General features: G+C 72.5%; 10 protein-coding genes and 1 pseudogene. 4 read left to right on the forward strand and 7 right to left on the reverse strand.

What is annotated here, in order from left to right; genetic code table 11:
* The first annotated feature begins 13 nt into the window (after positions 1–13).
* The 4 genes from trpB to lgt all read left to right on the forward strand — a co-directional run bounded on the left by trpB (position 14) and on the right by lgt (position 4,011).
* Complete coding sequence (trpB, locus tag ACWD3I_RS33850; RefSeq protein WP_365396032.1) at positions 14–1,297, forward strand: tryptophan synthase subunit beta; 1,284 nt, start codon at positions 14–16, stop codon at positions 1,295–1,297.
* Positions 1,294–2,112 carry a tryptophan synthase subunit alpha gene (gene trpA, locus ACWD3I_RS33855; protein ID WP_365396029.1) on the forward strand — a complete coding sequence of 273 codons (819 nt, stop codon included), beginning with the start codon at positions 1,294–1,296 and terminating at the stop codon, positions 2,110–2,112. Before trpB ends, trpA begins: the two co-directional genes overlap by 4 nt.
* A gap of 98 nt (positions 2,113–2,210) precedes the next feature.
* The gene (locus tag ACWD3I_RS33860) at positions 2,211–2,990 is read left to right on the forward strand and encodes a DsbA family protein (RefSeq protein ID WP_365396026.1); all 780 of its coding nucleotides are present in this window, start codon (positions 2,211–2,213) and stop codon (positions 2,988–2,990) included.
* Between the two features lie 82 nt (positions 2,991–3,072).
* The gene (gene lgt / locus ACWD3I_RS33865) at positions 3,073–4,011 is read left to right on the forward strand and encodes a prolipoprotein diacylglyceryl transferase (RefSeq protein ID WP_365396023.1); all 939 of its coding nucleotides are present in this window, start codon (positions 3,073–3,075) and stop codon (positions 4,009–4,011) included.
* A 65-nt stretch (positions 4,012–4,076) separates the two neighbouring features.
* Here the strand turns inward: lgt and ACWD3I_RS33870 are convergent, their stop codons facing one another.
* From ACWD3I_RS33870 to ACWD3I_RS33900, 7 genes and pseudogenes are all read right to left on the reverse strand, one after another.
* Positions 4,077–4,901 (reverse strand): HpcH/HpaI aldolase/citrate lyase family protein, encoded by an 825-nt coding sequence (locus ACWD3I_RS33870; RefSeq protein ID WP_365396021.1) that lies wholly within the window; start codon positions 4,899–4,901, stop codon positions 4,077–4,079.
* A complete protein-coding gene (locus ACWD3I_RS33875; RefSeq protein ID WP_365396018.1) occupies positions 4,898–6,100 on the reverse strand; it encodes a CaiB/BaiF CoA transferase family protein in 1,203 nt (400 codons plus the stop codon). Before ACWD3I_RS33875 ends, ACWD3I_RS33870 begins: the two co-directional genes overlap by 4 nt.
* A complete protein-coding gene (rbsK, locus tag ACWD3I_RS33880; protein WP_365396015.1) occupies positions 6,097–6,990 on the reverse strand; it encodes a ribokinase in 894 nt (297 codons plus the stop codon). The genes ACWD3I_RS33875 and rbsK overlap by 4 nt, the downstream gene beginning before the upstream one ends.
* On the reverse strand, positions 6,987–8,351 hold the full coding sequence (locus ACWD3I_RS33885) for an ADP-ribosylglycohydrolase family protein (protein WP_365396012.1): 1,365 nt from the start codon (positions 8,349–8,351) through the stop codon (positions 6,987–6,989). Before ACWD3I_RS33885 ends, rbsK begins: the two co-directional genes overlap by 4 nt.
* Positions 8,339–9,505: an ADP-ribosylglycohydrolase family protein gene (locus ACWD3I_RS33890; RefSeq protein WP_365396010.1), complete on the reverse strand. Its 1,167-nt coding sequence runs from the start codon at positions 9,503–9,505 to the stop codon at positions 8,339–8,341. The genes ACWD3I_RS33885 and ACWD3I_RS33890 overlap by 13 nt, the downstream gene beginning before the upstream one ends.
* Before the next feature lie 7 nt (positions 9,506–9,512).
* Positions 9,513–10,991 carry an ADP-ribosylglycohydrolase family protein gene (locus tag ACWD3I_RS33895; protein ID WP_451084255.1) on the reverse strand — a complete coding sequence of 493 codons (1,479 nt, stop codon included), beginning with the start codon at positions 10,989–10,991 and terminating at the stop codon, positions 9,513–9,515.
* Positions 10,889–11,890: pseudogene (locus tag ACWD3I_RS33900) on the reverse strand (ADP-ribosylglycohydrolase family protein); the annotation flags it as partial. The gene ACWD3I_RS33895 and the pseudogene ACWD3I_RS33900, both read right to left, overlap by 103 nt.
* Positions 11,891–11,915: the final 25 nt, after the last annotated feature.

Below are 11,915 nucleotides of genomic sequence, written 5' to 3' on the forward strand. Positions count from 1 at the left end.
GTGAGGTTTCCGCATGCCCAGCGAGTTCTTCATCCCCGACCCCGAGGGTCAAGTCCCCAGCGCCGAAGGCTACTTCGGCGCGTTCGGTGGCAAGTTCATCCCGGAGGCCCTCGTCGCCGCCGTGGACGAGGTCGCCGTCGAGTACGACAAGGCCAAGCACGACCCCGAGTTCGCCCGCGAGCTCGACGACCTGCTGCTCAACTACACGGGTCGCCCGTCGTCGCTCACCGAGGTCCCCCGTTTCGCCGCGGAAGCGGGTGGCGCACGGATCTTCCTGAAGCGGGAAGACCTCAACCACACCGGCTCGCACAAGATCAACAACGTGCTCGGCCAGGCCCTGCTCACCAAGCGCATGGGCAAGACCCGTGTCATCGCCGAGACCGGCGCCGGTCAGCACGGCGTGGCGACGGCGACGGCCTGCGCGCTGTTCGGCCTCGAGTGCACGATCTACATGGGTGAGATCGACACCCAGCGCCAGGCCCTCAACGTGGCCCGGATGCGCATGCTCGGCGCCGAGGTCATCGCCGTGAAGTCGGGATCGCGCACCCTCAAGGACGCGATCAACGAGGCGTTCCGCGACTGGGTCGCCAACGTCGACCGCACGCACTACCTCTTCGGCACGGTCGCGGGACCGCACCCCTTCCCGGCCATGGTCCGTGACTTCCACCGTGTCATCGGTGTCGAGGCCCGCCGGCAGATCCTGGAGCGGGCCGGCCGGCTCCCCGACGCGGCCGTGGCCTGCGTCGGCGGCGGCTCCAACGCCATCGGTCTCTTCCACGCCTTCATCCCGGACGCGGACGTACGCCTCATCGGCTGCGAGCCCGCGGGGCACGGGGTCGAGACCGGTGAGCACGCGGCGACCCTGACCGCGGGGGAGCCCGGCATCCTGCACGGCTCCCGCTCCTACGTCCTTCAGGACGAGGAGGGCCAGATCACCGAGCCGTACTCGATCTCGGCCGGTCTGGACTACCCGGGCATCGGCCCCGAGCACTCCTACCTCAAGGACAGCGGCCGCGGCGAGTACCGCGCGGTCACCGACGACGCGGCCATGCAGGCCCTGCGCCTGCTCTCGCGCACCGAGGGCATCATCCCGGCCATCGAGAGCGCCCACGCGCTGGCCGGTGCGCTGGAGGTCGGCAAGGAGCTGGGCAAGGACGGGCTGATGATCGTCAACCTGTCCGGGCGGGGCGACAAGGACATGGACACGGCCGCGCGCTACTTCGGCCTGTACGACACCGACGCCGAGGTCGAGGCCGACGCCGCCGACCTCGCCGAGATCGAGGGGGACGCCAAGTGAGCGGGAACATCCAGCTGTTGACGGACACCCTCGCCGGTGCCAGGGCCGAGGGCCGCTCCGCGCTCATCGCCTATCTCCCGGCCGGGTTCCCGACCGTGGACGGCGGCATCGAGGCGATCAAGGCCGTCTTCGACGGCGGTGCCGATGTCGTCGAGGTGGGTCTGCCGCACAGCGACCCCGTCCTCGACGGCCCGGTCATCCAGACCGCCGACGACATCGCCCTGCGCGGCGGTGTCAAGATCGCCGACGTCATGCGGACGGTGCGTGAGGCGTACGAGGCGACCGGGAAGCCGGTGCTCGTGATGACGTACTGGAACCCGATCGACCGCTACGGCGTCGAGCGCTTCACCGCCGAGCTCGCCGAGGCGGGTGGGGCCGGGTGCATCCTGCCCGACCTGCCCGTGCAGGAGTCGGCGCTGTGGAGGGAGCACGCGGAGAAGCACGGGCTGGCCACGGTCTTCGTGGTCGCGCCCAGCAGCAAGGACGCGCGGCTCGCCGAGATCACCGCGGCGGGCAGCGGGTTCGTGTACGCCGCCTCGCTCATGGGCGTCACCGGCACCCGTGCGTCGGTGGGCGCACAGGCGCAGGAGCTGGTCGAGCGCACCCGTGCCACCGGCAGCGGCCTGGCCGTCTGCGTCGGGCTCGGGGTCTCCGACGCCGCGCAGGCCGCCGAGGTGGCCGGCTTCGCGGACGGCGTGATCGTCGGTTCGGCCTTCGTGAAGCGGATGCTGGACGCGCCGGACGACAAGGCGGGGGTCGAGGCCGTCCGCGAGCTCGCCGGTGAGCTGGCGAAGGGCGTGCGCAAGCAGGCGTGACATCCCGTAGCCAGGCGGGACATTTCGTACGGGTCACTCGAACGGGTGGACCTGGGACCGGGGAGGCGCGGTGCGCCTCCCCGGTTCGTTCTGCGGGTGTGAGCGAGAAGAACCGTGAGGGAAAGCGCACCGCCCGCGAGCGGCTGGCGGTCGAGCGAGAGAAGCAGAAGACCGCGGAGAAGCGACGGCGGACGCTGATCGTGGGTGCGAGCGTCGTCTGTGTCCTGGGCCTCGCGGCGGTGATCGGAGTGGTCGCCGCCAACGCGGGCAAGGACGACACCGGCGACTCCGCGGACGGCCCGGTCGTGGCGCCCTCGGGGGCCAACGGCGACGACAACCTCGCCATCCCGGTCGGAAAGGCGAGCGCCAAGTCCACGCTCACGATCTGGGAGGACTTCCGCTGCCCGGCCTGCAAGTCCTTCGAGGACGCCTACCGCTCGACGATCCATGAGCTGACGGACTCCGGCCGGCTGAAGGTGCAGTACCACCTCGCGACGATCATCGACGGCAACATGGGCGGCTCCGGCTCCCGCAAGGCGGCCAACGCGGCGGCCTGCGCCCAGGACGCGGGCAAGTTCACCGCGTACCACGACGTGCTGTACGAGAACCAGCCGCAGGAGACCGACGACGCCTTCGCCGAGGACAGCAAGCTCATCGAGCTGGCGAAGAAGGTCGACGGCCTGGACACGACCACGTTCCGTACCTGTGTCGAGGACGGCACCCACGACAGCTGGGTCGAGAAGTCCGCGGCGGCCTTCAGCAACGGCGGATTCTCCGGCACCCCGACCGTCCTCCTCGACGGCAAGAACATCTATCAGGACCAGACCATGACCCCGGCGAAGCTGAAGCAGCAGGTGCTGGAGGCGAACAAGGGGTAAGAGTTTCCGACCCTCCCGTTATGGACCCGTAGCCGGGCTGCCTGCCGTGGGCGGCGCCCGGCACGGTAGCGTCGGACCTGCCATGGAACTTGCCTACATTCCCAGCCCGTCGCACGGGGTTTACCACCTCGGCCCCATTCCGCTGCGCGGCTACGCGTTCTGCATCATCATCGGTGTCTTCGTCGCAGTCTGGCTCGGCAACAAGCGCTGGATCGCCCGGGGCGGACGGGTCGGCACGGTGGCCGACATCTCCGTCTGGGCCGTGCCGTTCGGTCTGCTCGGCGGCCGGCTCTACCACGTGATCACGGACTACGAGCTGTACTTCAGCGAGGGCCGCGACTGGGTGGACGCCTTCAAGATCTGGGAGGGCGGTCTCGGCATCTGGGGCGCGATCGCGCTCGGTGCCCTGGGCGCCTGGATCGGCTGCCGCCGCCGAGGCATCCCGCTGCCCGCCTACGCCGACGCCATCGCCCCCGGCATCGCCCTCGCCCAGGCGATCGGCCGCTGGGGCAACTGGTTCAACCAGGAGCTGTACGGGCGGGAGACGGACCTTCCGTGGGCCCTGCACATCACGTCCTCGACGGACGGCCGGGTGCCGGGCTACTACCACCCGACCTTCCTGTACGAGTCCCTGTGGTGCATCGGCGTCGCCGTCCTCGTCATCTGGGCCGACCGCCGCTTCAAGCTCGGTCACGGGCGGGCGTTCGCGCTGTACGTCGCCTCGTACTGTGTGGGCCGGTTCTGGATCGAGTACCTCCGCGTCGACGACGCCCACCACATCCTGGGCCTGCGCCTGAACAACTGGACCGCGCTGGTCGTGTTCCTGCTCGCGGTGGTCTACATCGTGGTGTCGGCGAAGAAGCGGCCGGGACGCGAAGAGATCGTGGAGCCCGAGGTCGACGGTTCCGACGGAGAGACCGCGGCTGAGGAGAAGGCCGAGGACGCCGACTCCGCGGAAGCGGCGGACGACGACGCCAAGGACGACGTCAAGGACGAGGCGGAGTCCGCGAAGAAGACCTGAGAATCTGTCGTACGACGATGAGGGGCGCCCCTGGATCCGGGGGCGCCCCTCATCGTCGTACGGGATCAGATCCGGTGGGCCAGGGACAGGGTGCGTTGTGCCGTTGCCACCACCGCCGCGTCGATGAACCGGCCGTCGGGCAGTGCCTGGGCGCCCCGTTCCACCGCTGCCGCCTTCACGATCGTTTCCGCCTGTTCGATCTCCCATGCCGTGGGGAGGTAGGCCTGTTCGATCACCGGGAGCTGGCGGGGGTGGATGGCGGCCCGGCCCAGGAAGCCCAGGGTGCGGCCGTGGGCGCAGGAGGCTGCCAGGCCCTCCAGGTCGCGGATGTCGGGGTGGACCGACTGGGGTGGGGGAGGGAGGGACGCCGCTCTGGCCGCCACGATCACTCGGGAGCGGGACCAGTCGAGGCCCGGGTCGTCGCGTACGCCCAGGTCGGCCCGTAGGTCCGTCTCGCCCAGGGCGATGCCGCGCAGGGACGGGTGGGCGGCGGCGATCTCGTAGGCGCGCTCCACACCGAGGGCTGTCTCGAGGAGGGCGTACAGGGCGAGGGCGGCTCCGGTGGTGGGGGCCGTGTGTGCGGCGATGCGGGTGATCTGCTCCGGGGAGGTCACCTTGGGGAGACGCAGGCCGGTCAGGCCGGGGAGGGCGGCCAGGGCTGTCAGGTCGGCGGCCGCGAGGGGACCGTCCAGGGCGTTGACCCGGACGTGGACGGGCTGTGGCTGCGGCTCGGCGAGGAGTTCCGCGGTGGCGTCACGTGCGTAGGCCTTGCGGTCGGGGGCGACCGCGTCCTCGAGGTCGATCACCACGACGTCGGCGCCGGCCGTCAGGGCCTTCGCCACCACCGGGGGGCGGTCGCCCGGGACATACAGCCAGGTGAGTGGTGTCATACCGCGCCCTCCTCACGCAGCCTCGCCAACTCGCTCTCCGTCAGGCCCAGTTCCGCCAGGACCTCCTTGGTGTCCGCGCCGTGCGGGCGGCCCGTCCAGCGGATCGCGCCGGGGGTGTCGGAGAGGCGGAAGAGGACGTTCTGCATACGGAGGGGGCCCAGGTCGGGGTCGGCGACCGTGGTGATGGTGTCCAGGGCCGCGTACTGGGGGTCCGTCATCACGTCCCGGACGTCCTGGATCGGGGCCACCGCGGCCTCCGCCTTCTCGAAGGCGGCCAGGACCTCCGTGCGGGTGCGCTCGGCGATCCAGGTGCCGACCGCCTCGTCGAGGACATCGGCGTGGCGGGCCCGGTCGGCGCCCGTGGCGAACCACGGCTCGGCGGTCAGGTCCTCGCGGCCCACCAGACGCAGCACGCGTTCCGCGACCGACTGGGCCGAGGTGGAGACGGCGACCCAGCTGCCGTCCGCGGTGCGGTAGGTGTTGCGCGGGGCGTTGTTGGCGGAGCGGTTGCCGGAGCGTTCCTGGACGTAGCCCAGCTGGTCGTACCAGGTCGGCTGCGGGCCCAGGGCCATGAGGATCGGCTCGATGATCGCCATGTCCACGACCTGGCCCTCGCCCGTGCGGTCGCGGGCGGCGAGCGCCGTCATCACCGCGTACGCCGTCGCCAGGCCCGCGATGGAGTCGGCGAGGCCGAAGGGCGGGAGCGTCGGGGGTGCGTCCGGTTCGCCGGTGATCGCGGCGAAGCCGCTCATCGCCTCGGCGAGGGTGCCGAAGCCGGGGCGGTGGGCGTAGGGGCCGAACTGACCGAAGGCGGTCACGCGGGTGAGGATCAGACGGGGGTTGGCCGCGGAGAGTTCGTCCCAGCCCAGGTCCCACTTCTCCAGGGTGCCGGGGCGGAAGTTCTCGATGACGACGTCCGCGGTCGCGGCCAGGCGCAGGAGGGTGGCCCGGCCGCCCGGCCTGGAGAGGTCCAGGGTGATCGTGCGCTTGTTGCGGCCGAGGAGTTTCCACCACAGGCCGATGCCGTCCTTCGACGGGCCGTGGCCACGGGAGGGGTCGGGCTTGGACGGGTGCTCGACCTTGATGACCTCCGCGCCGAAGTCGCCGAGCATCGTGGCGGCGACGGGGCCGGCGAAGAGGGTGGCGAGGTCGAGGACGCGGAGGCCGCTGAGGGGGGCGGTGCCGTGCGGGACCTTCATGCCGTGCACTGCTTGTCGATCTCGGGGCGGTACGGCATCGACGCCGAGGCGCCCGCCCGCTGGACCGAGATGGCCGCCGCCGCGGCCGCCCACTTCAGGGCCTCGCGCATGGGCCGGCCCTCGCCGAGTGCCACCGCGAGGGCGCCGACGAAGGTGTCGCCCGCGCCGGTCGAGTCCACGGCGGTGACCTGGGGGGCGGGGACGGTGAAGGGCTCGGCGTAGCGGGACACGTAGAGGCTGCCCGCGGAGCCCAGGGTGACGACCACCTCCGGCACCTCGTCGAGGAGGGCGATCGCCGCGGCGTGCGGGTCGGTGCGGCCGGTGAGGGTGGACGCCTCGTGCTCGTTGGGGATCAACAGGTCGGTGGCGGCCAGGAGTTCGATGGGCAGGGGCTGGGCGGGAGCCGGGGTCAGGATGGTGCGGACACGGTGGGCGCGGGCCGCCTCGGCACCGGCGATGGCCGCGGCCAGGGGGATCTCCAGTTGGAGGAGCAGGGCGTCGGCGCTGGCGATGAGGCCGTCGTCGCCGGGGGCGAGGTGGTCGACCGTGCCGTTCGCGGCGGGGATCACGACGATCGCGTTGCCGCCCTCGTCGTCGACGACGATGTGGGCGGTGCCGGACGGGCCCTCGACGGTGCGGAGGTGGTCGGTGTCGACGCCGGAGTGTTCGAGGGTGGAGCGCAGCTGGGTGCCGTGCGCGTCGTTGCCGACCGCGCCGATCATCGAGACGGTGGCGCCCGCGCGGGCCGCGGCGATCGCCTGGTTGGCGCCCTTGCCGCCGGGGATCGTGCGGAACTCCCGTCCCGTCACGGTCTCTCCGCGCTGCGGGGCCTTGGCGACGTAGGCGACGAGGTCCATGTTCGTGCTGCCGAGTACGGCGATGTGCGTCATGGGCGGGAAGCCTCCAGGCGGGTGAGGTGGGCGAGGGCGTCGAAGCCGGTGCCGTCGAAGTCGGCGACGGAGGTGGCGAGGCGGTTCTTGAGGGGGGTGGTCCAGCGGTCGGGGAGTCGCTCGGGGGTGCCGGTGAGGAGGCCCGCGATGCTGCCCGCGGTGGCGCCGTTGGAGTCGGTGTCCCAGCCGCCGCTCACCGCCCGGCAGATGGAGCCGGTGAAGTCGCCGTCGGCGTGGGTGAGGGCGGCGGCGATGAGGGCGGTGTTGGGGATGGCGTGGACCCAGTGGTGGGTGTCGGCGTAGGTGGCGTGGAGTTCGTCCACGACCTCGTCGAAGTCGTCGGTGTGCCGGGCCAGCCGGATCGCGTGGTGGACGGCCCGGGAGAGGCGGGAGGCAGCGGGGACCACGGTCAGGCCGGTGCGCAGGCAGGCGTGGATGTCGTGGGTGCCGGTGGTCGCGGTGGCGATCGTGGCCGCCGTGAACATCGCCGCGTAGACGCCGTTGGCGGTGTGGGTGAGGGTGGCGTCCCGATGGGCCTGTTCCGCCGCGGATGCCGGGTCGCCGGGGTTGGTCCAGCCGTGGACGTCGGCTCGGATCAGGGCGCCGATCCATTCGCGGAAGGGGTTGCGGTGGCGGGCCGTGTGCGGGGGGTTCAGGCCGAGGAGGAGGTTGCGGTAGGCGATGCGTTCGGCGGTGAAGGTGCGGCCGGCGGGGAGTTCGTCCAGCCAGAGGCCGGCCACGTCCGTGGGGGTGAAGTCCCTGCCGTGGCGTCGGAGCAGGAGGAGGTTGAGGAGGGGGTAGTTGAGGTCGTCGTCCTCGGGCATGCCGTCGATGTTCTCGGCGAGGGAGGTGGGGGCCGAGCGGCGGTTCCAGGGGTGGGTCCGCAGGAGGTCGGACGGGACTCCTCGGGCAGTGAAGTAGGTGTTCAGGGGCCAGTTGCCGGTGGACCTGGCCAGGTCACGGATGGCGTCCAGGGGGAGCTTCTCGACGGGCTTGCCCAGAAGGCAGCCGACGGCTCGGCCCAGCCAGGCGGCTTCGAAGCGGGAGCAGGGAACGAGGGGTACGGCGGCGGTGCCGGACGGCCAGTCGGGGCACAGCCGTCTGATCCCTGCCAGGTCCGTCGGTTCGTGGTCCTCCAGCCTGCTCGGCAGATCCGCCAGTTCGTCCAGCAGGTCCTTGGCCAGCTGCCGGAGATACCTGGACGGGGGTTCCGGGGAGGCGCCTGCGCTGAGGGGGGCCTCCTTGCCGCCCGCCGCCTTCCATCTCGCCGCGATCACCGAGGCCTCGCGGCCGTCCAGCGCTGCCTGGCGGAGTTCGTGGCCCAGGAGGTCTTCGGGTTGGACCCAGGTCAGTCGGAGCATCTCGGGCCTTCGATCTCGGTGAAGGCGGACTCGTGGGCGCGGCGGCGGCGTACGTCCCGTTCGAAGATCTCCCGGGTCACCTCGGTGAGCGTGGTCGCCGGGTCCCAGAGGTCCAGGCGGCTGGCCTCCGCGACCTGCTTCGCCCAGTCGTCCGGGGGCGATGAGCCGAGGGCGCCCGCGATCGCGCCCGCCATCGTCGCGGTCGAGTCGCAGTCACGGCCGTAGTTCACCGCGCCCAGGACCGCGTGGCGGTAGTCGCCGCCGGCCACCAGCAACATGCCGAGCGCGACGGGGAGTTCCTCGATCGCGTGCAGGCGGGAGGGGCGGCGGGCGCCGAGGGAGGGGGCGCGGTAGTCGGGGCCCACCGTGTCGTACGGTGCGATCGCCTCCCTGAGCGGCTTCAGGGCCGACTCGAAGTCCGTGTGGTCCTGGGCTGCCTCGCAGACCTTCAGGATCGCCGTCCGGGTGCCGTCCTTCGCCAGGGACAGACAGGTGGTCACGACCGACTCGGGGGTCGCGTTCGGGGCGCAGGCCGCCGCCACCGCCGCCGCGAAGACTCCCGCAGCCTCACGGCCGTACGACGACTGGTGGGCGCCCGCGATGTCCAGGGCCTCGGCGTAGGCGGCCCGTGGGTCGGCCGCGTTGACCAGGCCGACCGGGGCCATGTACATCGCGGCGCCGCAGTTGACGATGTTGCCCACGCCTGCCTCGCGGGGGTCGACGTGGCCGTAGTGGAGGCGGGTCACCAGCCACTTCTCCGCCAGGAAGACGCGGTGGAGGGGGAGAGCCTCCTGTTCGAGCTCCGGGATCCAGCGCGGCGTCGTCATGAGGTCCGGGACCAGGTGGTCCGCGATCGCGTACGCGTCCAGGTGGTCGCGGACCTCGGCGTAGACCCTGACCAGGGCGTGCGTCATCAAGGTGTCGTCGGTGACGTGGCCGTCGCCCTTGTGGTACGGGGCGATGGGGCGGGCGGTGCGCCAGTCGTCGCCGTTCCAGGGGCCGACGACGCCGTGGACGCGGCCGGCGTGACGTTCGAGGATCTGGTCGGGGGAGTAGCCCTCCACCGGGCCGCCCAGGGCGTCGCCGACGGCCGCGCCCACGAGGGCGCCGGTGATCCGGTCCTCGAGGCTGGTTTCTGATTCTTTGGGCGTCATGCCCGAATCATCCTCCCGGTGTGGCCGGTTGTGTGGCTTCCAGGAGTTCGGCGAGTTCTACGAGGTCGGTGCCGGTGAGCCGGGGGAGGGCACAGCCCGAGAGGGTGCGGCAGGCGTCCCGCCAGGTGGCGGGGATCGCCTGTCCGCCGCCCAGCGCGCCGGTGAGAGCGCCGGTCAGGGCGGGGGCCGAGTCGGCGACCCGGGAGAGACAGGCCGCCGCCGGTACGGCTTCTGCGATCCGGCCGTTCGCCGCCGTGGCCAGGGCCAGGGCTACCGGGACCGTTTCCGCCGCGGCGACGCCGTAGCTGTAGACGTGGTCGACGATCTGGTGTTCCAGGAGGGGGATCAGGGCGAAGGCGTTCTCGGCGTCCTGGGCCAGCTTCAGGGCGTGGCGGGCGTTGCGGCCGATCTCGGTCTCTGCGGGGAGTTCGGTGAGGGCGGCTGTGGTGCAGGTGTGGATGTCGGCGCCGGTGAGGGCGAGGGAGAGGGCCGCGGCCATGGCTCTGGCGCCGTGCACGCCGTCGCCGTCCTGGGTGTATCGGGCGTCGAACTCGGCCAGGTCCGCGGCGAGTCGGGGGTTGCCGGGGTGGGCCGAGGCGAGGACGCAGGCGCGGATGCAGGCCGCGTCGTCGAAGTAGTGGGGGTTGTCGTGGCCGGTGGCGGGCGGGCGCAGGCCGGTGGCGAGGTTGCCGAGGCCCGCTCTCACCGAGATGCGGGCGCGTAGGGGGAGTACGGCGGATTCGATCTCGGGGGCGCGGTCCGCCGCGGCGGCGACCTCGCTGGCGAGGGCGTTCCAGGTGAGGTCGATCGCGGCTCTGGCGCGGCGTTCTCGGCTGAGGTCGCCGAGGGCGGTGTCGTCGCCGGCCCGGAGGAGGGCCTCCGCGGCGAAGGCCGCCCATTCCGCGTCGTCCGAGGGGCCCAGGCGGAGGGGCTCCGGGGGTTGGTTCAGGGCGATGGGGACGGGGAGGGTCGTCGTCGCGTTCTGTTCGGCGAAGGTGTCGAGTTCGCGGGTCAGGCGGCGGGTCCAGTCGGGCATGCGGGCGGCGCGGTGGCGGGCTGCGGGCCAGCCGGCGGCGTCGCCCGCGGCGAGTCCGAGGAGGAGGCCTTCGATACGCCGGGGGCCCGTGGCGGGGCCGGTGACGGATGCGGTCGCCCCCGCCGCCCCTACCCGTTCCCGTCCTCCAGGGGCCGCCGCCCCTTCGACCCCGCCCCCAGGGGGCATCGCCCCCTGGACCCCCATCGGGCCTGAAGGGGCCTCGTCCTCAGACGCCGGACAGGCTGAAAGGCGTGCGCTCATCGGGTCGCCCCCGGCTCTTCGTCCGCCGCCAGCGTGAACGCCGTCGGGTCCGGGGGTGGCCAGGGGGTCTCGGGTGCGGGAGCTGCTCCTCGTACCGCCTCCGTCAGGCGGTCCGCCACGTCCAGTACGTGATGGCCCGCCATCGCCGGGAGGCAGCTGCCCCTCGCCGGGCCGATCGCCGCTGCCCAGTCCGCCGGGATCGAGGACGCGCCCTTCGTCGCGCCGGCCAGGGCACCGGCCACCGCTGCCGTCGTGTCCGCGTCCCTGCCCATGTTCACGGCGGTCAGGACCGCGTCCACGAAGTCGCCGTCGGCTGCCGCGTACGCGCCGAAGGCCAGGGCGACCGCCTCGGGGGCCAGGTCGGTCCAGGGGTAGCCGCCGATCACCACGGCTGAGCGGACCGCGCGTTCGCCTCGGTGGGCCACCGCCACCGCACGGCGCAACGACCTCGCCGTCCAGGAGTCGTCCGGGACCACCGCCAGCGCCGAAGCCACCACCGCGATCGTGGGGGCGCCCGCCATCGCCGCCGCCACGCCCGCCGCGACCGCCTGGCCGCCGTAGATGCCCTCGCCGTCGTGGCTCACCGAGCCGTCGATCGCCACCAGCCGCGCCGCCTCCGCCGGGCGCCCCGCCGCGAAGACGCCGAAGGGGGCCGCCCGCATGGCCAGGCCGTCGCTCCAGGCGTGGCGGTGCTGGGCCGAGATGGGCGCCGCCAGCCCTCTGCGGAGGTTCTCCAGGGTGCCGCGTTCGCTGAAGCCGGCGCCCCGGAACGGGCCCTCGTCCCGGTCCGCGATCCACTCGTGCCACGCCGCCTCCACATGGGACGGCGTCAGCGCCGAGCCGTGGCGGCACAGGAGCAGCCCCGAGAAGATCGCGTACTCCGTGTCGTCCGTGCCCGCCGGGGTCTTGGCCACGTATCCCGTGATGCGGCCCCAGCGGGCCCGGATCTCCGAGGGCTTCATGTTCTCCGCCGGGGCGCCCAGGGCGTCGCCCACGGCCAGGCCCAGCAGTGCGCCGCGTGCCCGCTCGCGGAGTCCGGCGGCGTCCCCGGGCGCCGGGACCGAGGGAATGCAGGCGATGGATGCCATACGCGGCCTCTCCTACGGAGGCTCC

It is taken from the genome of Streptomyces sp. NPDC002817, from assembly GCF_053592055.1.